This window comes from Streptomyces sp. SudanB52_2052 (assembly GCF_964272415.1).
GTDB classification, from domain to species: domain Bacteria; phylum Actinomycetota; class Actinomycetes; order Streptomycetales; family Streptomycetaceae; genus Streptomyces; species Streptomyces olindensis.
On sequence record NZ_OZ186796.1, the window covers coordinates 7055445 to 7077998 of the forward strand.

Sequence of the window (22554 nt, forward strand, 5' to 3'; positions counted from 1 at the left end):
TCACACCTCCTCGGTGAGCAGCGGGTATACGCCGTTCTCGTCGTGGTCCTCCCGTCCGGTCACGGGCGGGTTGAACACGCAGAGGCAGCGGAAGTCCTGCTTGACCCGCAGCGTGTGCCTCTCGTGCCCGTCCAGGAGGTACATGGTGCCGGGCGTGATGGTGTACTTCTGCCCGGTCTCGTGGTCGGTCAGCTCGGCCTCGCCCTCCACGCAGACGACGGCCTCGATGTGGTTCGCGTACCACATCGACGTCTCCGTGCCCGCGTACAGGACCGTCTCGTGCAGGGAGAAGCCCACCTTCTCCTTGGCGAGGACGATGCGTTTGCTCTCCCACGTGCCGGACGCCGCCTTCACGTGCCGGTCGGTACCTTCGATCTCCTTGAACGAACGGACAATCACGGTGCTGCGATGCCTCCTAGGTGGGGTGGTGCCGGTTGGTTGGTCAGGCGGTCTCGCGGACGGCGCGGGCCAGCGTCGTCAGGCCCTCGTCCAGTTCCTCGGGCGTGATGGTGAGGGCGGGAAGCAGCTTCACGACCTCGCTCTCCGGGCCGGACGTCTCGATCAGCAGCCCGAGTTCGAAGGCGCGCTTGGCGACCTTGTTCGCGCGGGCCTTGTCGTGGAACTCCATGCCCCACACCAGGCCGCGGCCCCGGTACTCCTTCACGTCGGCCAGGTTCTCCTCCGTGATGGAGATCAGCGCCTGCTCGACCTGCTCACCGCGCTTGCGGGTCTGCTTCTCCATCGCTGACCCGTCCGCCCAGTACGTCTCCAGCGCGGCGGTGGCCGTGACGAAGGCGGGGTTGTTGCCGCGGAAGGTGCCGTTGTGCTCGCCGGGCTCCCAGACGTCGAGCTCGGGCTTGAACAGGCAGAGCGACATGGGCAGGCCGTAGCCGCTGATCGACTTGGAGACGGTGACGATGTCCGGCGTGATGCCGGCCTCCTCGAAGGAGAAGAACGCGCCGGTGCGGCCGCAGCCCATCTGGATGTCGTCGACGATGAGCAGCATGTCCTGCCGCTCGCACAGGTCGGCCAGCGCGCGCAGCCACTCGGGCCGCGCCACGTTGATGCCGCCCTCGCCCTGCACGGTCTCGACGATCACGGCGGCGGGCTTGTTCAGGCCGGAGCCCTGGTCCTCCAGGATCCGCTCGAACCACAGGAAGTCCGGGACCTGGCCGTCGAAGTAGTTGTCGAACGGCATCGGCGTGCCGTGCACCAGCGGGATGCCGGCGCCGGCCCGCTTGAAGGCGTTGCCGGTCACGGCCAGCGACCCCAGCGACATGCCGTGGAAGGCGTTGGTGAACGACACGATCGCCTCGCGCCCCTTCACCTTGCGCGCCAGCTTCAGCGCGGACTCCACGGCGTTGGTGCCGGTCGGGCCCGGGAACATGACCTTGTAGGGCAGGTCGCGCGGGCGCAGCAGCAGGTTCTGGAACGTCTCCAGGAAACGGCGCTTGGCGGTGGTCGACATGTCGAGCCCGTGCGTGACGCCGTCCCGCTCCAGGTAGTCGATCAGCGCACGTTTCAGGACCGGGTTGTTGTGCCCGTAGTTCAGTGACCCCGCTCCGGCGAAGAAGTCGAGGTACTCATGGCCGTCCTCGTCGTACATGCGGCTGCCCACCGCACGGTCGAAGACGGTGGGCCAGCCGCGGCAGTAGCTGCGCACCTCGGACTCCAGGGTCTCGAAGACGCTCAGGTCGGGCTGGGTGATGGTCACGACGAATCGCTCCTCGGTACGTGGGGGAAGTCTGGGGAGTCGGGTGGGACGTCAGGCGTGGGAAAGTCAGTGGGGCAGCGGGCCGATGCGGTACAGGACCTCGGGGTCGTGCGGTCCGTCGGGGAACAGGCCCGTGTCGAACAGCACCTCGCGCTCCAGCCGCGCGCCGTGACGCTCGGCGAAGGACGTGAACAGGCGCTCGGAGGCGGTGTTGCCCGGGGTGATGGTGGTCTCCACCGTCGTCACCCCGCGCTCGGCGACGGTCCGCGCGACCAGACCGTCGAGCAGCGCGGCTGCCAGCCCGCGCCCGCGGTGGGCCTCGTCCACCGCCACCTGCCAGACCAGCAGGGTGCGCGGGCTGTCCGGCCGCACGTACCCGGTGATGAAGCCCATCGGCTCGCCGTGCTCGTCACGCGCGACGGCCGACGTGGCCGCGAAGTCGCGGCACCACAGCAGATAGCTGTAGGACGAGTTCAGGTCGAGAACCTTCGAGTCCTTCGCCATCCGCCACAGCGCGGCTCCGTCAGCCACCGTGGGGCGGTCGATTTGCGGATCTGCTTGTACGGCAGTCATGCGAATTGAACTTACCCAGCGAAATTCAAAATTGCATCGCCGATCGGGGTTACGAATGAGGCTGGTCTGTGTTATCACGCGGGCGCGAGAGCGCGCAGGGGATGGCGGAGCTTTGCCCGGCATTGTCCGGATAATAACGGGCAAAGCTGTCACGGTGTGTAACGCGTCACAGCCGTGTAACCGCCACGAGATCTCCCCGAATTGCCTCGCCGAGTGTCCTCAAAACCTACGCGTTTAGGACCGGGAAAAGCGGGCAGAAGAGTACGGGAAGCTGTTCTTGGAAGAATTCTTAATTGTGTGCCAGCTTACATGCGGGGATGTTGCGGAAAGCACGTGTAATTCAAGCCCCGGTCACTCCGTCGATACGTTCCCGCAGGAGATCGGCGTGACCGTTGTGCCGCGCGTATTCCTCGATCATGTGAATGAGGACCCAGCGCAGACTGACCTCCATCCCGGGCACCGGCCCCTCGGCCACCCGCCCGATGTGGTCCAGCGGCAGCCCGGCGCACAGCTCCCGCCCCCGGGCGATCTCCCGCCGCCAGACGCCGAGCGCCTCGTCGAGTCCCCGCCCGGGATCCAGCGCGTAGCCGGTCTCGTCCTCGAACAGGGGCGGCACGTCGGCGCCGCAGGCCACCCGCTGGAACCAGTTCCGCTCGACCTCGGCGAGGTGCTGCACCAGCCCCAGCAGCGTCAGCCGCGATGGCGGGGCCGAGGGGACCCGTACCTGCGCGTCGTCCAGCCCGGCGCACTTCAGCTCCAGCGTGGCCCGGTGGAAGTCGAGCCAACTCTCGAGCATGGCCCGCTCGTCGCCGGTGAGGCGGGGGACGGGGCGGCCGTCGGGGAGGGTGGTGCCGTGAGGCGGGTCAGTGGTCATGCCGGGAGCATGGCACGGGCCACTGAGATCGCCGGCCCCCGGCGGACCTCAGCCGCGGACTACCGCCACGCTTCCTCGGCGGCCCGCAGTGCCCCCGCCACGTCCACCGACAGTCCCTTGTCCGACAAGGCGACCCCCAGCGCGGCCAGAGACGCCCGCACGGCTCCCGGCGTCGCGTCCGCCCCGTAGTGGTTGACCCGGATCATCTCCTTGGCCAGCGCACCCCCGCCGGCGGCCACCGGCACGGCCGGATCCGCCTCCAGGGCCCGCCCGACCAGCTCCGACGCCACCACCCCGGCCGGCGCCCGCAGCGTCGTCGCGACCGGGGCCGCGTCCCGCGCCTCGTAGACGTACGGCTCCAGCCCGCCCCCGAGCGCGAGCGCCCCGGCCCGGGTGGCCGCCGCGGCCGACGCGTGCCGGGCCATCACCGCGTCCAGCCCGGCCGCCTCGATCCGTTCCACGCACGCCTGGAGCGCCAGCATCTCCAGCTGCGCCGGCGCGTGCGGCAGCGCCTTGCGGCCGCCGTCGATCCACCGCTCCTTCCAGTCGAGGAGCGACAGGTACGACCGCCGCGGTGCCTTCGGGTTCGCCGCCATCCGGGCCCAGGCCCGCTCGCTCACCGACACCGCGGAGACGCCGGCCGGACCGCCCATCGCCTTCTGCGCGCCGATCACGCACAGGTCCACGCCCCACGCGTCGGGCAGCACCGGCTCGGCTCCGATCGACGCCACCGCGTCCAGGTAGAACAGCGCCCCGTGCGCCCGCACCACCTCGCCGATCTCGGCGACCGGGTTGGTGTTGCCGGTCGCGGCCTCCGCGTGCACCAGGGACACGAAGTCGATCTCCGGGTGCTCGGCGAAGGCCTGCCGGATCTGCTCGGCCGTGACCGCCGTGTGGAAGGGCACCGCCAGGTCGACCACCGTCGCGCCGCAGTCCCGCAGCCAGTCGCCGAACGTCTGCCCGTACGGGCCCGTGATGACGTTCAGCGCCGTCGTGCCCGGGCCGGCCGCTGCGCGGATCGCGCCCTCCAGCGGCAGCAGCGCCTCGCCCTGCATGATCACGACGTCCTGGTCGGTGCCCAGCAGCCGCGCCACGCTGTCCTCGATCGCGGCGAAGCGGTCGGCGCCGAGCGGGGCCAGGTCCAGAAACGGATGCGTCACGGCAATGCTCTCTTCACTCACAGGTTCGACGGCATCGAGGGTAACCGGCGTCCCACCCGCCCCTTCGCGGCGGAGCCCCCGCACACCGGGCCCCTTCAGGCCACGACCGGCGGCTCATTAAGGTGCCGTACATGAGCGATCACGCGGTGCTGCACGTGAAGGGACGGGTGCTCGTCGGGCCCGAGGACGTCCGGGACGAACTGTGGGTCGTCGACGGCCGCGTCTCCTACGACCGTCCCGCCGAAGCCCGTGACGTCCGCACGGTCGAGGGCTGGGCCCTGCCCGGCCTCGTCGACGCCCACTGCCACGTGGGACTCGACCGGCACGGCGCGGTCCCGCAGGACGTCGCCGAGAAGCAGGCGCTGATCGACCGGGACGCGGGCACCCTGCTGATCCGCGACGCGGGCTCGCCCTCCGACACCCGCTGGGTCGACGACCGCGAGGACCTGCCGAAGATCATCCGCGCCGGGCGGCACATCGCGCGCACCCGCCGCTACATCCGCAACTACGCCTGGGAGATCGAGCCCGAGGACCTGGTCGCCTACGTCGCCCAGGAGGCCCGGCGCGGCGACGGCTGGGTCAAGCTGGTCGGCGACTGGATCGACCGCGACCTCGGCGACCTGTCGGCCTGCTGGCCCCGCGGCGCGGTGGAGGCGGCGATCGCCGAGGCGCACCGCCTGGGCGCCCGGGTCACCGCGCACTGCTTCGCGGAGGACTCCCTGCGGGACCTCGTCGAGGCGGGCATCGACTGCATCGAGCACGCCACGGGCCTGACCGAGGACCTGGTCCCGCTGTTCGCCGAGCGGGGCGTCGCCATCGTGCCGACCCTGGTCAACATCGCGACCTTCCCGCGGCTCGCCGACGGCGGCGAGAGCAAGTTCCCGCGCTGGTCGGCCCATATGCGGCGGCTCCACGAACGGCGCTACGACACCGTCCGGGGCGCCTACGACGCCGGGATCCCCGTCTTCGTCGGCACCGACGCCGGCGGCGGCCTCGCCCACGGCCTGGCGGCGGCGGAGGTCGCCGAACTGGTCACCGCGGGCATCCCGCCCGTCGAGGCCCTGGCTGCGGGCACCTGGCGCGCTCGCACCTGGCTCGGCCGCCCCGGCCTCGACGAGGGCGCCCCCGCCGACCTGGTCGTCTACGACGAGGACCCGCGCGCGGACGTGCGCGTGCTGGCGGCGCCACGCCGGGTGGTGCTCAACGGGCGCGTGGTCGGGTAGCCATGGGGGTGACGGCGGGGAACGCCTGTGCCCGGGGATTCGAATACAGCGGCGATCTCGCCCCGTTGGGGTGAAGTGGGGCCCGTGGTCCTGGCCGGTGCGAGCCCGGCGCACGCCACCGGCGACGTGGCCCGGGCGACGGCCACCACGACCGCCACGAAGGCCGAGGGCAACGCCACCCCGGCCCACGCCCGCCTGCACGTCCCGAGCCTGCCGCTGCTGTCGCTGATCGAGATCGAGCAGGTCATTTCGACGGCCACCTGCGAGGTGGGCAGGAAGCCGGTCGCCACGACCGACCTGCCCGGCTCGGTCACCGTGCTCGGCAAGCGCGTGAAGCTGACCGCCGGAGGCCCGACCGACGTCACGGTGCCGGGCGTCGGCGCAGTGCGCCTGGACCTGTCGAACGCCCGGACGACGGCACGCTCACCCTGGCCGAGGCGACCTGCAAGACCCCCGGCCCCGCGGCCGAAGCCTCCGACCCGCCCGCCGACACCAAGCCCCAGGGCGCCCCCGCCGAGGCGAACCTGGCGGAGACGGGCGGCAGTTCGGCGACACCGTACCTGGTGGGCGGGCGGTGGCGTTGCTGGCCGGGGGCGGCGGAGCGGTGTTCCCGGCGGGGCTGACGCGCCGCGAAAGCGACCACCCGCGGCCGGGGCGTCAGCCGTGCAGCGCCTGTTCCAGCGCCCGCAGGAAGCCGTCCACGGTCGCGCGGTCCCGCACCGCCAGCCGCAGCCACTCCTCGCCCAGGCCGGGGAACGTGTCCCCGCGGCGCACGGCGTAGCCGAGGTCGCGCAGGCGCCGGCGTACGACGGACGCGTGCGGCAGGCGGACCAGGAGGAAGGGGCCCTCGGCGGGCCCGGCCACCCGCAGCCCGGCCGGGGCGAACCGGGCGAGACCCGCGAGGAGGTGGGCCCGGTCCGCGGCGACGCGGTGGGCGGCGTGCGCCGCCTCGGCCACCGCCCGGGGCCCCACGCACGCCTCGGCCGCCGCCAGCGCCGGCGTCGACACCGGCCACAGCGGCTGCGCCCGCTCCAGTTCCTCGACGCTCTCCGGCGCCGCCAGCACGTACCCGATCCGCAGCCCGGCCAGCCCCCAGGTCTTGGTCAGACTGCGCAACACCACGAGCCCGGGCACGTCGGTCCGTCCGGCCAGGGACTCCCGCTCGCCCGGCACCGCGTCCATGAACGCCTCGTCCACCACCAGCACCCGCCCGGGCCGGGCGAGGGAGGCGATCGCGTCCGCCGGATGCAGCACCGACGTCGGGTTCGTCGGGTTGCCGATCACGACCAGGTCCGCGTCCTCGGGGACGGCCGCCGGGTCCAGCCGGAAGCCGTCCTCCTCCCGCAGCAGCACCCGGTCGACCGTGTGCCCCGCGTCCCGCAGCGCCGCCTCCGGCTCCGTGAACTGCGGATGCACCACGACCGGCCGCCGCACCTTCAGCGCCCGCGCCAGCAGCACGAACGCCTCCGCCGCGCCCGCCGTCAGCAGCACCCGCTCCACGGGAAGCCCGTGCCGGGCCGCCACCGCCGCGCGCGCCGCCCGGCCGTCCGGATAGGCCGCGAGGCCGCCCAGCGACCCGGCGATGTGCTCCCGCAGCCAGGCGGGCGGTGTGTCCGCGCGGACGTTCACCGCCAGGTCCACGAGCGAGCCGCCGTCGTCCCGGACCTCCGCGTCCCCGTGGTGCCGCAGGTCGGGCCCGTCGTCAGTGGGCATGCGAGTGCGCGCCGTGGTGATGCCCGTGCCCGTGGCCATGACCGTGATGGTGCCCGTCGTCGTCCGGATGGAAGTGCGGCTGCTGCGGCATCCCCACCTTGTCCTCGAAGCCCGGCAGCGCGATGCGGTACACGCACGAGTCGCAGTTCATCCGCAGATCGCCCTTGAGGGCCTCCTCGTACCGCTCCCACACCAGGTCGAGCAGCTCCGGCTCCGGCCCGATGACTTCGGCCGAGCGCACCTCGACCTCCGGGTGCGCGGCCGCCCAGCCCTCCGTCTGCTGCCGCACCCGGTCCGGCAGGATGCCCGTGAACAGGAAGTAGGGCAGCACCACGATCCGGCGCGCGCCCAGCCGCACGCACCGGTCGAGCCCGCTCGGCACGTCCGGCGCCGCCAGCGACACGAACGCCGTCTCGACGCCCGCGTAGCCGCGCCCCTCCCACAGCAGCCGCGCCGCCTTGTGCACCTCGGCGTTGGCGTCCGGGTCCGTCGACCCACGCCCCACCAGCAGCACCGTCACGTCGGACCGGTCCCCGGGCGTGCGCCCCGGGCCGGCGCCCAGCGCCTCGTCAAGCCGCCGCTCCAGCACGTTCAGCAGCGCCGGGTGCGGGCCCAGCGGACGCCCGTACGTGTACGAGATGCCGGGGTGCCGCTCCTTCTCCCGGGCCAGCGCGGCCGGGATGTCGCCCTTGGCGTGCCCGGCCGACACCAGCATCAGCGGCACGGCGGCGAACCGCCGCACACCCCGCTCCACGAGTTCGGTCACGGCCTCGCCCAGCGGCGGCGGGGACAACTCGATGAAGCCGCCCGCGACGGGCAGTTCGGGGTGGCGGGCCCCCAGCTCCCGTACGAAGTCGCGGAACGCCTCGGCTCCGGCGTCGTCCCGGGTGCCGTGGCCGGCGATGAGCAGGGCGGGCGGGGTGGTCACAGTTTCTCCTCGGCGGAAGTGGGGTGGTACAGCAAGGCGTTGAGCGCGGCGGCGGCGACCGCCGAGCCGCCCTTCTCGGACACGTTGCTCACGGCGGGCAGCCCGCTCTCGCGCAGCGCGGCCTTCGATTCGACGGCGCCGACGAACCCGACGGGCAGCCCGATGACGAGCGCCGGGTCGGCGTCCAGGGTCAGCAGTTCCTCCAGCGCGGTCGGCGCGTTGCCGATCACCCACAGGGCGCCCGGGCCGACCTGCTCGTAGGCGAGCCGGATCGCGTGCGCGGAGCGGGTCAGCCCCGGACCGGCCTCGGCGTCCCGCAGCCGGCAGACGGTCTCACGGCGGGTGATGCCCGCCCCGACCATCTCCACGTCCACGACGACGGGCGCCCCGGCGTGCAGCGCGGCGTGCGCCTTCTCCAGGTCGGCCTCGGCCATCACGAGGTCGGTGGCGTAGTCGAGGTCGGCGGCGGAGTGGATGACCCGCTCCACGACCGCCCGGGTCAGCGGCGGGAAGTGCGAGGTGTCCAGCCGGGCGCGCAGCCGCCGGTAGGACTCCACCTCGATGGGATGCACGACACGGTTCACCGAGCGCCCTCCTGCGCGGTCTGCCAGCGGTAGCCGCGCGGCGTCACCATGCGCCCCGCGATGTCCCGGGTCGCCGTGTTGCCCACGGTCACGACCGTCATCATGTCGACCGTCGCCGGGTCGAGAGCACCCAGGGTCGTGAGTCGGCTCGCCTCGTCCGGCCGGGAGGCGTTGCGCACGACACCGACCGGGGTCCCGGGCGCGCGGTGCTCGGCGAGGATCGCGAGCGCCTTGGGCAGCTGCCAGTCGCGGCCGCGCGAACGGGGGTTGTAGAAGGTGACCACGATGTCCGCCTCGGCCGCCGCCCGCACCCGGCGCTCGATGACCTCCCACGGCGTGTGCAGGTCCGACAGGCTGATCGACACGTGGTCGTGGCCGAGCGGCGCACCCAGGATCGCGGCCGCCGCCAGGGCCGCCGTCACACCGGGCACACCGATCACGTCGATGTCGTCGGACGCCTCGGCGAGCGCGGGGGAGGCCATGGCGTACACGCCCGCGTCCCCGCTGCCGATCAGCGCGACGGCCTGCCCCTTGCGGGCCTCCTCGACGGCCGTACGGGCCCGCTCCTCCTCGGCCCCGAGCCCCGACTCCAGCACGCGCGTGCCGGGTCGCAGCAGGTCCCGGATCTGGTCGACGTACTGGTCGAGCCCCACGAGCACGGCGGCCCGCCGCAGTTCGGCCTTCGCACGCGGCGTCAGCAGGTCCCGGGCGCCCGGCCCGAGCCCCACCACCGCGAGCCGTCCACGTCCCGGCCGCCGTACGACGGCACAGGTCGCCATCGCCGCGGTGCCGTCGGCGCGCTCCGACTTCCGCTTCGGCACGAGCAGTTCACCGCCGCGCAGCAACGCCGAGGCCTCCGCCACCGAGGGTGTGCCGACGGCGGCGAGGGGCGCGTCGGAGGGGTTCGGCACCTCGACCCCGGACAGCTCCCCGGCCGGGTACGTCATCAGCGGCACCCCGAGCCGCCGCGCGGCCTCGACGATGCCCGGCTCCTCGGCCTTGGCGTCCACGGTGGTGAACTCGGCCAGGCTGCGGACCGACAGGCCCGCCTCCCGCAGCGCCGTCTCGACCAGCCCCAGCACCTCCTCGGCGGGAACGCCCGAGGAGGCGCCCACACCGACGACGAGGGACGGTGGCCGCAGCACCACTTCACGCTCGGCCGCCTCGACGAGCCGGTCGGTCAGCCGGATCGTGTACGCCCCCTCGGCCGCGACCGGGAGCGGCGGCAGCGGCCAGGCCACCTCGGCCCGCAGCGCCACCGGCTCACCGTCGAGCAGCGCCCGCGAGACGGCGGCGACGTCGCCCTCCACGGGCAGGCCGAGCGTGTCCAGCCCGGGCAGGTCCACGGCGTCCGTCGCCGTCGTCACGACGGGCTCGGCGCCCAGCACCTCACCCACCGCGCGGGCGAGTTCATTGGCGCCGCCCCCGTGCCCGCCGGCCAGCGACACGGCGAACCGCCCGCCCTCGTCGACGCACACCACCCCCGGGTCGCTCGCCTTGTCCGCCAGCAGCGGGGCGATGATCCGCACGACCGCGCCGGTCGCCAGGAAGCACACGAGCTGCTCGCACTCCGCGAACGCCCGCCGCACGGCGTCCGCCACGGGCCCTTCGTACAGGCGGGTGCGGTCCGGCCACGCCGCGGCCAGCCGGTCGCGTGCCGCCGCCCCCGCCGCGGTGGCGGAAATGAGGCCGATCACTGGGCAACTCCCTCACGATCCAGGGGTTCACGGACCCCCCACAACAGGAAAACCGGATTGGTCGCCGCCAGCCGGGTCACGTCACCCGGCAGCGGCGCGAGCCGGGACGACTGCAACAGCACCCCGTCGCAGGAGAACCCGGCGCCCGTCAGGGCCGCGCGCGCGGCGGGCACCCGGTCGAGCGCGGCCATCGCGACGACCACCGCGCGCCGGGCCCGCCGGGCGCACGCGGCGACGATCGCGGGCAGATCCCGCCCGCCGCCCCCGACGAACACGGCGTCCGGGTCGTCGGCGAGCCCGTCCAGCACGTCCGGCGCCGCGCCGTGCACCACACGCACGTCCACGCCGTGCGCGGCGGCGTTGGCGCGGATCCGCTCCACCCCGTCGGGCGCCTTCTCCACGGCGACGGCCGCCGCCCCGAGCCGGGCGCACTCCACGGCCACCGAACCGGACCCCGCGCCCACGTCCCACACCAGGTCACCCGGCCGCGGACCCAGCCGGGCCAGGGCCAGTGCCCGCACCTCGAACTTGGTGATCATCGAGTCGCGGTGGGCGAACTCCGCCTCGTCCAGGGCCCAGCAGGCCGGCCGCTCCCCGGGCCCCGCGACCGTCCGCACGGGCCCGAGCGCCCGGCTCTCGTCCAGGCACAGCACCACGCTCACCGCCGCGCCCCAGTCCCGGGCGGCGGCCTCGGCGGGCGTCACCCGCTCCACGCGCTCGGCCGCGGAGCCGAGCCCGGACGCGACGACCAGCACCCGGTCCTCGCCCACCAGCGCGGCACCCAGCTCGGCCGGACCGGCCCCCGGCCCGGTCAGCACGGCCGTCTTCGCCCGAGCCCGGCACACGTTGACGGCCGTCCGCAGCTCCCGCCCGTGGGCGCTGACCACCACGGCGTCGTCCCACGGCAGCCCGATCCGCGCGAAGGCGGCGGCGACGGACGACACCCCGGGCCGCACGTCCAGCCGCTCGGGCCCGAACCGTTCGGCGAGCACGCGCACGATCCCGAAGAACCCCGGGTCGCCGGAGGCCAGCACCACCACCGGACGGTCCTTGCCGACGTACTCCTCGATGGTGTCGAGGGCGGGCGCGAGCGGCCCGAGCACGACCCGCTCGGCTCCGTCGGGCAGCGGTACGGCATCCAGATGCCGCCGTCCGCCGACGACCAGCTCGGCTCCGGCGAGGACGTCGGCGAGGACGTCGGCGGGGACGTCCTCGGTAGGCGATGCCCCCGTCCTCGTGCCGATGACCGTGATCACGTACTCGCCCCCCGCTCGCGCAGCGCCCGGCGGGCCTCAGGGTCGGCCTTGCGGTAGCCGTGGAAGTGCCCCGGGTGGTACAGGTGTGAGCGCGTGCCGTGCGCGTCGAGGGCCGGGCCGACCAGGAACAGCGTGTGCTTCCAGAGCTTGTGCTCCTTGACCGTCTCCTCCAGCGTGCCGATCGTGCACTTCACGACCAGCTCCTCCGGCCAGGTCGCCTGGTACGCCACCACGACCGGGGTCGTCGTCGGGTAGCCGCCCTCCAGCAGCTCCCGCACCAGCTGCCCGCTGCGGGCGGCGGACAGGAAGACGGCCATGGTGGTGCCGTGCTTGGCGAACTCGCGCACTTCCTCCCCCGGCGGCATGGGCGTCTTGCCCCCGCCCAGCCGGGTCAGCACCACGGACTGGGCGACCTCCGGGATGGTCAGCTCGCGCTGCGCCAGCGCCGCCACGGCCGAGAAGGACGACACACCGGGCACGATCTCGGTCGCGATGCCGATCTCGGCGCACCGGTCCAGCTGCTCCTGCGTACCGCCCCACAGGGCCGGGTCGCCGGAGTGGATACGGGCCACCCGCAGGCCCTCGCGCAGGGCACGCTCGTACACGGCGACGACGTCCTCCAGGGACATGGTCGCCGAGTCGAGGATCTCCGCGTCCTCGCGCGCGTGGTCGAGGACCTCGGCCTGGACCAGGCTGGCCGCCCAGATCACGACGTCGGCCTCGGCGATGGCGCGCGCGGCGCGGAACGTCAGCAGGTCGGCGGCGCCGGGGCCGGCACCGACGAAGGTCACTTTGCCGGCGGGGGCGTCGGCCATGGGGTGGGTCCTCTCGTACAGGGGGTGGACGGTGATGAACGGACGCGCTCGGGTCAGAGCTTTCCGCCGCGGCCGCCCTCGCGCCGGGCGGGCGCGATGAGCGTCGACAGATACGGCAGGGGAGCGCCGTCGAGGTCGGCGGCCGGGCGGATCGACTCCTCCGCCAGCCCCAGCGACGAACCCCACACCGCGCCCTCGATCCGCCCGGTCTCGCGCAGCGCCTCGGCGACCTCGTGGGCCTGCCGGCCGAACTTGTAGGCGACGACCGTGCCCGGCCCGGCGAGGGCCTCCTTCAGCACGGTCGCCCCCGCGGTGACGGGCACCAGCGTGAGCGGCTCGGTCCCCTCGGTCAGCACGGCACCCGACCGGGCGGCGAGGTCCTGCATCGCGGTGATGCCGGGCACGGTCCGAACGACGGTCCCCGGCACCAGCTCGGCGATGGTCTGCGCGAGGTAGGTGAAGGTCGAGTACACGTTGGGGTCACCGATGGTCGCGAAGGCCACGGCGTCGTGCGCCCGCAGCAGTTCGGCGACGCGTGCGCCCGCCGCGTCCCAGGCGGCCTCGCGCCGGCCCCGGTCACTGCGCTCGTTCAGCGCGAACACCACCCGGACGACCTTCTCCTCGGGCACGTAGTGCACCACGGTCGCCTCGGCCCGCCCGCGCTCACCCGTGTCCATCACGGGCACGACGACGACGTCGGCCTCCCGCAGGGCGTTGACGCCCTTGACGGTCACCAGCTCCGGATCCCCGGGTCCGACCCCGACTCCGATCAGCCTGCTGCTCATGACGTCCGGCACCTCTCCACGAACCGACGGGCGACACCGGGCTCGGACGCCCAGTGCGTGTGCAGATAACTCGCGTGCACACCGCGCTGTACGAAACCTTCGACCCGGGGCCGGGGGGTGCGCACGCCCCAGGCGGGCTCCGCCCCCGACTCGGGCTCCACGACGGTCCGGTGGAACTCGTGCCCGCGCATCCGCGTCCCGGCCACCGCGAGCACACTGTCGCCGACCGCGACGGCGTCCCGGTAGCCCAGCGTGAGCCGCTCGCTCATCCGCGCCGAGGCGTCCAGCACCCCGCACATCGGCAGCCCGTCCAGCTCCCGGCACAGATACAGCAGTCCGGCGCACTCGGCGGCCACGGGAGCGCCGCTGTTCGCCAGCTCGGCGACGGCCTTCCGCAACGGCTCGTTGGCGGACAGCTCGGCGGCGTACACCTCCGGGAACCCGCCCCCGATCACCAATCCCCGGGTCCCTTCGGGCAGTTCCTCGTCCCGCAGCGGATCGAAGACCACGACGTCGGCCCCGGCGGCGGAGAGCAGCTCGGCGTGCTCGGCGTAGGAGAAGGTGAAGGCGGGGCCACCGGCAACGACGACCCTCGGCCCGCCACCGGCGCCCTTCGGCCCGTCACCGGGGTCCTTCGGCCCGTCACCGGGGTCCTTCGGCCCGGCACCGGCGGCGCCGTCACCGGGCTGTCGGCCCGGCGTCTCGTCCGACCGTGTCGGGTGGTGGGTGGGCGAGGCGACGGCCTCAGCCGCATCCCAAGCCGCACCCGGCACCGCACCCGCACTCCGCGCCAGCGCGGCCAACGCCTCCAGATCACACCCGCCGGCGACCTGCGCCCCCATCGCCGCCACGGCCTCCACCGCAGCGGCCCGCCGCTCGGCGACCGGCACCAACCCCAGATGCCGCGACGGCGTCTCCACCTGCCCGACCCGCCGCAGCACACCCAGCACCGGCACTCCGGCCGAATCCAGTGCCTCCCGCAACAGCTCCTCGTGCCGGTCGGACCCGACCTTGTTAAGGATCACGCCCCCGACCCGCACCTCCGGATCCCAGGACGCGAACCCGTGCACCAACGCCGCAACGGACCGCGACTGCGACGACGCGTCGACGACCAGCACCACCGGCGCCCGCAGCAACTTCGCGACATGGGCGGTGGAGGCCAGCTCCCCTTCCCCCGCCGCCCCGTCGTACAGCCCCATCACGCCCTCGACGACGGCGATGTCACACCCCCGCGCCCCGTGCAGGAACAACGGCCCGACCAGCTCGGGCCCGCACAGGTACGCGTCCAGGTTCCGCCCCACGCGCCCGGTCGCGAGCGCGTGATACCCGGGGTCGATGTAGTCGGGCCCGACCTTGTGCGGGGACACGGCAAGCCCCCGCGCGGCGAACGCGGCCATCAACCCCGTGGCGACGGTGGTCTTGCCGCTGCCCGAGGAGGGCGCGGCGACGACCAGCCGAGGGACGGAAGCACTCACCACTCGATGCCCCTCTGCCCCTTCTGCCCGACGTCCATGGGGTGCTTGACCTTGGACATGTCGGTCACGAGGTCGGCGAAGTCCACGAGCTTCTCGGGGGCGTTGCGCCCGGTGATCACCACGTGCTGGGTGCCGGGCCGGTCGCGCAGGACGTCGACGACCTCGTCGGTGTCGACCCATCCCCAGTGCATCGGGTACGCGAACTCGTCGAGCACGTACAGCTTGTACGTCTCGGCCGCCAGGTCCCGCTTGACCTGCTCCCAGCCCTCGCGGGCCTTCTCCTCGTTGGTCGAGTTGTCACCCTGGATGTCGCGCTGCACCCACGACCAGCCCTCGCCCATCTTGTGCCAGTCGACGGTGCCGCCCTCGCCGGAGTCGCCGAGCACGCGCAGCGCCCGCTCCTCGCCGACCTTCCACTTCGCCGACTTGACGAACTGGAACACCCCGATCGGCCACCCCTGGTTCCAGGCCCGCAGCGCGAGCCCGAACGCGGCGGTGGACTTGCCCTTGCCGACGCCCGTGTGCACCACGACCAGCGGCCGGTTCCGGCGCTGCCGGGTCGTCAGCCCGTCGTCCGGCACCACACTCGGCTGTCCCTGCGGCATTACGCGGCCCTCCTCTGCACGTCCTTCACCAACCCGGCGATCGAGTCCGCCCGCAACTCGTCCAGCGTCACCGCAGTACCGCCCAGCTCACCCGCGAGCTGCCCGGCGAGCCCCAGCCGCACGGGCCCCGACTCACAGTCCACGACCACGGAGGCGACCCCGTCGGCCGCGAACAGCCGCGCCGCACGCCCGGCCAGGGCGACGGGCTCCGGACCACCGGTGGCCCGCCCGTCCGTCACCACCACGACCAGCGGCCGCCGCGCCGGGTCCCGCAGCCGCTCCACGCGCAGCACGTCGTGCGCCCGCAGCAGCCCCGCCGCGAGCGGCGTCCGTCCGCCGGTCGGCAGCGACTCCAGGCGGGCCGCCGCCGCGTCCACCGACGACGTCGGCGGCAGCGCCACGTCCGCGCCCGTGCCCCGGAAGGTCACCAGACCCACCTTGTCCCGACGCTGGTAGGCGTCCAGCAGCAGCGACAGCACGGCACCCTTCACGGCGCTCATCCGCTGCCGGGCCGCCATCGACCCGGAGGCGTCCACCACGAACAGCACGAGATTGCCCTCGCGCCCCTCGCGGGTGGCCTGCCGCAGATCGTCCCGGCGCACCACCAGACCCGGCCCGGACCGCCCGCGTGCCCGCTGGTGCGGCGCCGCGGCCAGCACGGTCGCCGCGAGGTGCAGCTTGGTGAGCGCGCCCTGCGGCCGCCGCGCCCCGGTGGTCCTCCCGTGCTCGGTCCGCGCCCGCGAACGCCGCCCGGCGACGCCCTCACCGATCCCGGGCACGCTCAGCACCTTCGCCCTGAACGGCTCGGAAGCCCGTACGGCCGACTGCTCGCCGCCTCCGGACGGCTGCGGCTGCCCGCCTTCCCCGGCCTCGGGCGAGGCACCGGTGTCACCGCCCTCGGGGCCCTCGCCGGGGTCCGGCTGGCCGCCGCCCCCGCCGGGCCCGTCCGGCCCGGGGCCCGGATCCGGGTCGTCCTCCTCCGAGCCGCCGAACTCCTCCAGCGTCTCGTCGAGCTTGTCCTCGTCCAGCCCGGGCGCGTCGAACGGGTTGCGCCGCCGCCGGTGCGGCAGTGCGAGCAGTGCCGCCTGCCGGACGTCCTCGGCGAGCACGTCCGTCCGCCCGGCCCAGGCCGCCAGCGCGGTCGCGGTCCGGGCCATCACGATGTCGGCGCGCATGCCGTCCACCTCGAAGGCCGCGCAGGTCGCCGCGATCTGCCGCAGCGCCCCGTCGCCGAGCCGCACCGACGGCAGCAGCTCGCGCGCCGCCACGATCCGCGCCCGTACCTCGGCCTCGTCCTCCGCCCACCGGGCCGCGAAGGCGGCCGGGTCGTCGTCGTAGGCCAGCCGCCTGCGCACGACCTCCACCCGCTGGTCCGGCTCCCGGGAGGCCGCGACCTCGACGGTCAGCCCGAACCGGTCGAGCAACTGCGGCCGCAGCTCGCCCTCCTCGGGGTTCATCGTGCCGACGAGCAGGAAGCGGGCCGCGTGGCGCACGGATACGCCCTCGCGCTCGACGTACGAGGCGCCCATCGCGGCGGCGTCCAGGAGCAGGTCGACCAGGTGGTCGTGGAGGAGGTTGACCTCGTCGACGTAGAGGATCCCGCGGTGCGCGTCGGCGAGCAGGCCGGGCTCGAAGGCCTTCACGCCCTCCGACAGCGCCCGCTCGATGTCCAACGCGCCGACGAGGCGGTCCTCGGAGGCGCCGACCGGCAGCTCCACCATGCGGGCGGGCCGTTCGACACCGCCGCCGGTCTCGTGGGGCCCGTCCGGGCACCCCGGGTCGGGGGAGGCGGGGTCGCAGGAGAAACGGCAGCCGGGGACGACCGGCACCTCAGGCAGCAGTTCCGACAGGGCCCGCACCGCCGTCGACTTGGCCGTGCCCTTCTCGCCCCGCACCAGCACACCGCCGACCGCCGGTGACACGGCGTTCAGCAGCAGCGCGAGCCGCAGGTCGTCCTGGCCGACGACGGCCGTGAACGGAAACGGGATGGTCACTTGTCGTCGCCCTCCAAATCGCCTTCGAGCTCCAGGTAGGTGGCGCGCAGCCGCTCCAGCGTCTCGGCGTCCGGCTCGGCCCACAGCCCACGCTCCGCGGCCTCCAGCAGCCGTTCGGTGATGCCGCGCAGCGCCCAGGGGTTGGACTTCTTCATGAAGTCCCGGTTCTCCGGGTCGAAGACGTACTCGGCGCTGAGCTTCTCGTACATCCAGTCGTCCACGACCCCGGCCGTGGCGTCGTACCCGAACAGGTAGTCCACGGTCGCCGCCATCTCGAAGGCGCCCTTGTAGCCGTGCCGCCGCATGGCCGCCATCCAGCGCGGGTTGACCACCCGGGCCCGGAACACGCGGTGCGTCTCCTCGCCCAGCGTGCGGGTCTTCACCTGGTCCGGGGTGGCCGAGTCGCCCACGTACGCCTCGGGGCTGGCGCCCGTGAGGTGACGGACCATGGCGACCATGCCGCCGTGGTACTGGAAGTAGTCGTCGGCGTCGACCAGGTCGTGCTCGCGGGTGTCGACGTTCTTCGCGGCGACCGCGATCCGCCTGAACGCCGTCTCCATGTCCCCGCGCGCGGCCCGCCCGTCGAGCCCCCGCCCGTAGGCGTAGCCGCCCCACACCGCGTACACCTCGGCGAGGTCCGCGTCCGAGCGCCAGTTGCGGGCGTCGATCAGCGGCAGCAGACCGGCCCCGTACGCCCCCGGCTTGGAGCCGAAGATGCGGGCGGTGGCGCGGCGCCGGTCACCGTGCTCGGCGGTGTCCTCGTCGGCGTGGGCGCGGACGTAGTTGGACTCGGCCGGCTCGTCCAGTTCGGCCACCGCCCGCACGGCGTCGTCGATCAACCCCACCACGTGCGGGAACGCGTCCCGGAAGAATCCGGAGATACGGACGGTCACGTCGATGCGCGGCCGGCCCAGTTCCGCCAGGGGAATGACCTCGAAGCCGGTCACCCGGCGCGAGGCGTCGTCCCACACGGGCCGGCAGCCCAGCAGCGCCAGGATCTCGGCGATGTCGTCGCCCTGGGTGCGCATGGCGGAGGTGCCCCACACCGTCAGGCCGACGGACTTCGGGTACTCCCCGGTGTCCTGGAGGTACCGCTGCACCAGCGAGTCCGCGAGCGACTGCCCGACCTCCCAGCTGAGCCGGGACGGGATGGCCTTGGGGTCGACGGAGTAGAAGTTCCGGCCCGTCGGCAGCACGTTGACCAGACCGCGGGTCGGCGAGCCGGAGGGGCCGGCCGGGACGTACCCGCCGTCCAGGGCGCGCAGGATGTGCCCGATCTCGTCGGTGGTCCGCTCCAGCCGGGGCACGACCTCGGCGCAGGCGAACTCCAGCACGGCGACGGCGTCGGGCAGTTCGGTGCCGAGCACCTCGCGGACCAGCGCGGGAACCGCGGCCGCGTTCCAGCCGCGCTCCTCCATGCCCTCCGCGATCCGCCGGCACAGCTGCTCCAGCAGGTCGATCGCGTCGGCGGCGCTGCGGGACGGGCCGTCGACCAGGTCCGTCAGCTCGACGGGCACCTTCACCGGGGCGCCCGGCTCGGCCAGCAGCTCCTTCTCCACGAGCCCGAAGTGCTCCGCCAGCGCGGCCCGCAGACCCGGCAGCGCGTTGGCCTGCCCGCCCCACACCTGCGAGGCGCGCAGCACGGCCAGCACCAGGTTGACGCGCGGCTCACCGACCGGGCCACCGCCCAGGATGTGCAGGCCGTCGCGGATCTGCACGTCCTTGATCTCGCACAGGTAGCCGTCGATGTGCATGACGAACTCGTCGAACTCCTCGTCGTCCGGCTGTTCGTCGACGTGCAGGTCGTGGTGGAGCTCGGCGGCCTTCACCAGCGTCCAGATCTGCGCCCGCACGGCCGGGGCCTTGGCCGGGTCCAGGTCGGAGACGAGCGCGTACTCGTCGAGGAGCTGCTCCAGCTTGGCCAGATCGCCGTAGGTGTCGGCGCGGGCCATCGGCGGCACGAGGTGGTCGACGACCGTGGCGTGCCCGCGGCGCTTGGCCTGGGTGCCCTCGCCCGGGTCGTTGACGATGAACGGGTAGACCAGCGGCAGGTCACCGAGCACGGCGTCCGGGGCGCAGCCGCCGCTGAGCCCGAGGCCCTTGCCGGGCAGCCACTCCATGGTGCCGTGCTTGCCCATGTGGACGACGGCGTCGGCGCCGAAACTGTTCTCCAGCCACCGGTAGGCCGCCATGTAGTGGTGCGAGGGCGGCATGTCCGGGTCGTGGTAGATCGCGATCGGGTTCTCGCCGAAGCCGCGCGGCGGCTGGATCATCACCACGACGTTCCCGAACTGCAGGGACGCCAGCACGATGTCGTCCCCGTCGACGTAGAGGCTCCCCGGCGGCTCGCCCCACGCCTCGGTCATGGCGTCCTTGAGCTCCGGGTCGAGCTTGTCGAACCAGGCCCGGTAGTCGGCCAGTGGCACCCGCGCGGGCGCCGAAGCGAGCTGCTCCTCCGTCAGCCACTCCACGTCGTGCCCACCGGCCTCGATCAGCCGGTGGATCAGCTCGTCGCCGTTGTCGGGGTACCCCTCGACGGCGTACCCGGCGTCCCGCAGGGCGTCCAGCACCCGCACCGCCGAGGCGGGCGTATCCAGTCCGACCGCGTTGCCGACGCGCGAGTGCTTGGTCGGGTACGCGGTGAAGACCAGCGCGAGCTTCTTCTCGCCGTTCTCCTTGTGCTTCAGCCGGGCGTGCCGTGCGGCGATGCCGGCGACCCGCGCCGCCCGCTCCGGGTCGGCCACGTACACGGGCACGTCGTCCGGGCCTTGCTCCTTGAAGGAGAACGGCACGGTGATCAGCCGCCCGTCGAACTCCGGGATCGCCACCTGCATCGCGGCGTCCATGGGGGAGAGGGCGGCGTCCGACTCCTCCCACGCCTGCCGCGAGGACGTCAGGCACAGCCCCTGCAGGACCGGGACGTTCATCTCGGCGAGGGCGCCGATGTCCCAGGCCTCCTCGTCGCCGCCCGCCGAGGCCTGCGAGGCGTGTGTGCCGCCGGCGGCCAGGACGGTGGCGACCAGGGCGTCCGCGCGGCCCAGGATCTCGTACAGCCCCTCGTCCGCGCCGCGCAGCGAACCGCAGTAGACGGGCAGGGCGTTGGCGCCGTGAGCCTCGATCGCGTCGCACAGGGTGTCCACGAAGGCGGTGTTGCCGCTCAGCTCGTGGGCCCGGTAGAAGAGCACGCCGACGGTCGGGCGGCCCGCGTGGTGCGGCCGCTCGCCGTGGACGCCGTACTCGGGCATCTTGCGCGGCGCGGCGAAGCCCTCGCCGGTGAGCAGCACCGTGTCGGACAGGAACCGGGCCAGCTCGGTGAGGTTCTCCGGCCCGCCCTCCACGAGGTACTTCAGCGCCTCCGCGACGACACCGGCCGGCACCGACGACTCGGCCATCAGCTCCGCGTCCGGCACGGCCTCGCCGCCCAGCAGCACGGTCGGGATCCCGGAGGCCTTCAGCGCCGCGAGCCCGTCCTCCCAGGCCCGCTTGCCGCCGAGCAGCCGCACCACGGCGAGGTCGGCGCCGTCGAGCAGCGCCGGCAGCTCCTCGCGCACGTCCACGCGGGTCGGATTGCCGATCCGGTACGAGGCACCGGTGGCGGCCCGGGCCGCCAGCAGGTCCGTGTCGGCGGTCGACAACAACAACACAGTGCTCATGCGGGTGCTCCCGGTGGAATGAAGGGCAGTCCTTGCGGCGCGCCGGACTCGATGAGTCGCCACAGCGCGTCGGTGTCCGCGTGCTGTTCGATCAGGTCGCCGAGCCGGTCGAGCTGCTCCTCGCGCAGCGCGGCGAACGAGGTGTCCGGCGCCGGCACGAAACGGCGGCCCGCGGCGGCCGCCACCTCGCGCAGGAACGCCCGCCGGAACCCGTCGGACTCCAGCGAGCCGTGCCAGTGCGTGCCCCAGGTCTGGCCGACCCGGCAGCCGTCCAGGAAGGCTTCACCGCCCGTGACGTCGGCGACCCCGTGGTGGATCTCGTAACCCTCGACCCGCTCGCCGAGGGCCTCGCCCTCCGGCCGGGTGAGGGTCTTCTCGCGGGCGAACCGCACCCGCACGGGCAGGATCCCGAGCCCGTCGACATGGCCGCGGCGGCTCTCGACGTCGTCCTCGATGTGCTCGCCGAGGAGTTGGAAGCCGCCGCAGACGCCGAGCACCGGCCGCTGCTCGGCGGCCCTGCGCACCAGGGCGTCGGCGAGCCCCCGCTCGCGCAGCCAGTCCAGCGCGCGGACCGTGCCACGGGTGCCGGGCACGACGACGAGGTCGGCGTCGGCCAGCTCCTCGGGCCGGTCCACGAACCGCACCACGACGCCCGGTTCGGCGGCCAGGGCGTCCACGTCGGTGAAGTTGGACATCAGCGGCACGGCGCACACGGCGACGCGCAGCACGTCCTCGCCGAGCGGCGGCGCGACGACGGACTCCCGCACGGCTCCCCGCAGGGAGACGCGCAGCCCGTCCTCCTCGTCGATCCCGAGTCCGTGCCGAAACGGCAGCACGCCGTACGTCTTCCTCCCCGTCAACCCGTGCAGCATGTCCAGGCCCGGCTCCAGCAGGGAGACGTCCCCGCGGAACTTGTTGACCAGGAACCCGGCGACGCACTCCTGGTCCTCGCGGGACAGCAGCGCCACCGTCCCGAAGAACGAGGCGAAGACACCGCCCCGGTCGATGTCGCCGACGACGAGCACCGGAAGCCCGGCGTTGCGGGCGATGCCCATGTTGACGATGTCGGTCCGCCGCAGGTTGATCTCGGCGGGAGAACCGGCCCCCTCACAGATCACCGCGTCATACGTGCCCCGCAACTGCTCCAGGCAGTCCAGCACCGTCCCGAGCAGCTTCTGCTGCCGCCCGCCGTGGTAGCCGCGCGCGCTCAGCTCACCCACCGGCCTGCCCAGCAGCACGACCTGACTGCTCTGCTCGCCCCCGGGCTTGAGCAGCACGGGATTCATCAGCGCGGTCGGCTCGACGCGGCAGGCCTGGGCCTGCATGGCCTGCGCCCGCCCGATCTCGGCGCCCTCCCGCGTCACGAACGAGTTCAGGGACATGTTCTGCGCCTTGAAGGGCGCGACCTTGACGTCCTGCCGCACCAGCCACCGGCAGATCCCGGCCGTCACGACGCTCTTGCCCGCGTCGGAGGTGGTCCCGGCGACGAGAAGCCCACCGCTCAT

18 protein-coding genes and 1 pseudogene are annotated in these 22554 nt (G+C 73.6%); 2 read left to right on the forward strand and 17 right to left on the reverse strand.

Translation table 11 applies throughout. The features are described 5' to 3' along the window. From ACSUPV_RS31610 to ACSUPV_RS31630, 5 genes are all read right to left on the reverse strand, one after another. Positions 1 to 399, reverse strand: coding sequence for an ectoine synthase (locus ACSUPV_RS31610; protein WP_031118884.1), 399 nt, complete (start codon positions 397 to 399; stop codon positions 1 to 3). Positions 400 to 442: 43 nt separating this feature from the next. Next, the gene (gene ectB / locus ACSUPV_RS31615) at positions 443 to 1714 is read right to left on the reverse strand and encodes a diaminobutyrate--2-oxoglutarate transaminase (protein ID WP_031118885.1); all 1272 of its coding nucleotides are present in this window, start codon (positions 1712 to 1714) and stop codon (positions 443 to 445) included. Between the two features lie 66 nt (positions 1715 to 1780). Continuing rightward, the gene (ectA, locus tag ACSUPV_RS31620; RefSeq protein ID WP_190049214.1) at positions 1781 to 2287 is read right to left on the reverse strand and encodes a diaminobutyrate acetyltransferase; all 507 of its coding nucleotides are present in this window, start codon (positions 2285 to 2287) and stop codon (positions 1781 to 1783) included. A gap of 340 nt (positions 2288 to 2627) precedes the next feature. Continuing rightward, on the reverse strand, positions 2628 to 3161 hold the full coding sequence (locus ACSUPV_RS31625; protein ID WP_436949019.1) for a DinB family protein: 534 nt from the start codon (positions 3159 to 3161) through the stop codon (positions 2628 to 2630). Between the two features lie 59 nt (positions 3162 to 3220). After that, positions 3221 to 4321, reverse strand: a complete 1101-nt coding sequence (locus tag ACSUPV_RS31630) for a pyridoxal-phosphate-dependent aminotransferase family protein (RefSeq protein ID WP_436949020.1) — start codon at positions 4319 to 4321, stop codon at positions 3221 to 3223. A 131-nt stretch (positions 4322 to 4452) separates the two neighbouring features. Here ACSUPV_RS31630 and ACSUPV_RS31635 point away from each other — a divergent pair, with 131 nt between their 5' ends. Together ACSUPV_RS31635 and ACSUPV_RS31640 are read left to right on the forward strand one after the other, a co-directional pair. Beyond that, positions 4453 to 5544, forward strand: a complete 1092-nt coding sequence (locus ACSUPV_RS31635) for an amidohydrolase family protein (RefSeq protein WP_436949021.1) — start codon at positions 4453 to 4455, stop codon at positions 5542 to 5544. Between the two features lie 123 nt (positions 5545 to 5667). Then, positions 5668 to 6175: pseudogene (locus ACSUPV_RS31640) on the forward strand (LAETG motif-containing sortase-dependent surface protein); the annotation flags it as partial. Between the two features lie 26 nt (positions 6176 to 6201). On the opposite strand, the gene cobC reads toward ACSUPV_RS31640, so the two are convergent. From cobC to ACSUPV_RS31700, 12 genes are read right to left on the reverse strand one after another with little or no spacing between them, the layout of a single operon-like run. Beyond that, positions 6202 to 7257: an Rv2231c family pyridoxal phosphate-dependent protein CobC gene (gene cobC, locus ACSUPV_RS31645; RefSeq protein WP_359795231.1), complete on the reverse strand. Its 1056-nt coding sequence runs from the start codon at positions 7255 to 7257 to the stop codon at positions 6202 to 6204. Beyond that, on the reverse strand, positions 7247 to 8185 hold the full coding sequence (locus tag ACSUPV_RS31650) for a sirohydrochlorin chelatase (RefSeq protein WP_037756943.1): 939 nt from the start codon (positions 8183 to 8185) through the stop codon (positions 7247 to 7249). The genes cobC and ACSUPV_RS31650 overlap by 11 nt, the downstream gene beginning before the upstream one ends. Beyond that, a complete protein-coding gene (locus tag ACSUPV_RS31655) occupies positions 8182 to 8769 on the reverse strand; it encodes a precorrin-8X methylmutase (protein WP_037756942.1) in 588 nt (195 codons plus the stop codon). Before ACSUPV_RS31655 ends, ACSUPV_RS31650 begins: the two co-directional genes overlap by 4 nt. Beyond that, positions 8766 to 10466, reverse strand: a complete 1701-nt coding sequence (cobJ, locus tag ACSUPV_RS31660; protein ID WP_436949022.1) for a precorrin-3B C(17)-methyltransferase — start codon at positions 10464 to 10466, stop codon at positions 8766 to 8768. Before cobJ ends, ACSUPV_RS31655 begins: the two co-directional genes overlap by 4 nt. Further along, complete coding sequence (locus ACSUPV_RS31665) at positions 10463 to 11722, reverse strand: bifunctional cobalt-precorrin-7 (C(5))-methyltransferase/cobalt-precorrin-6B (C(15))-methyltransferase (protein WP_031118896.1); 1260 nt, start codon at positions 11720 to 11722, stop codon at positions 10463 to 10465. The genes cobJ and ACSUPV_RS31665 overlap by 4 nt, the downstream gene beginning before the upstream one ends. Then, positions 11719 to 12537, reverse strand: a complete 819-nt coding sequence (gene cobM / locus ACSUPV_RS31670) for a precorrin-4 C(11)-methyltransferase (RefSeq protein WP_031118897.1) — start codon at positions 12535 to 12537, stop codon at positions 11719 to 11721. The genes ACSUPV_RS31665 and cobM overlap by 4 nt, the downstream gene beginning before the upstream one ends. Before the next feature lie 53 nt (positions 12538 to 12590). Then, positions 12591 to 13322, reverse strand: coding sequence for a precorrin-2 C(20)-methyltransferase (gene cobI, locus ACSUPV_RS31675; RefSeq protein WP_031118898.1), 732 nt, complete (start codon positions 13320 to 13322; stop codon positions 12591 to 12593). Further along, positions 13319 to 14797: a cobyrinate a,c-diamide synthase gene (locus tag ACSUPV_RS31680; RefSeq protein WP_436949023.1), complete on the reverse strand. Its 1479-nt coding sequence runs from the start codon at positions 14795 to 14797 to the stop codon at positions 13319 to 13321. The genes cobI and ACSUPV_RS31680 overlap by 4 nt, the downstream gene beginning before the upstream one ends. Continuing rightward, positions 14794 to 15402, reverse strand: a complete 609-nt coding sequence (cobO, locus tag ACSUPV_RS31685; RefSeq protein ID WP_037756937.1) for a cob(I)yrinic acid a,c-diamide adenosyltransferase — start codon at positions 15400 to 15402, stop codon at positions 14794 to 14796. Before cobO ends, ACSUPV_RS31680 begins: the two co-directional genes overlap by 4 nt. Further along, the gene (locus ACSUPV_RS31690; protein WP_436949024.1) at positions 15402 to 17396 is read right to left on the reverse strand and encodes a putative cobaltochelatase; all 1995 of its coding nucleotides are present in this window, start codon (positions 17394 to 17396) and stop codon (positions 15402 to 15404) included. Before ACSUPV_RS31690 ends, cobO begins: the two co-directional genes overlap by 1 nt. Next, positions 17393 to 21049, reverse strand: coding sequence for a cobaltochelatase subunit CobN (gene cobN / locus ACSUPV_RS31695; protein ID WP_436949025.1), 3657 nt, complete (start codon positions 21047 to 21049; stop codon positions 17393 to 17395). The genes ACSUPV_RS31690 and cobN overlap by 4 nt, the downstream gene beginning before the upstream one ends. Next, positions 21046 to 22554 (reverse strand): cobyric acid synthase, encoded by a 1509-nt coding sequence (locus tag ACSUPV_RS31700; RefSeq protein WP_436949026.1) that lies wholly within the window; start codon positions 22552 to 22554, stop codon positions 21046 to 21048. The genes cobN and ACSUPV_RS31700 overlap by 4 nt, the downstream gene beginning before the upstream one ends.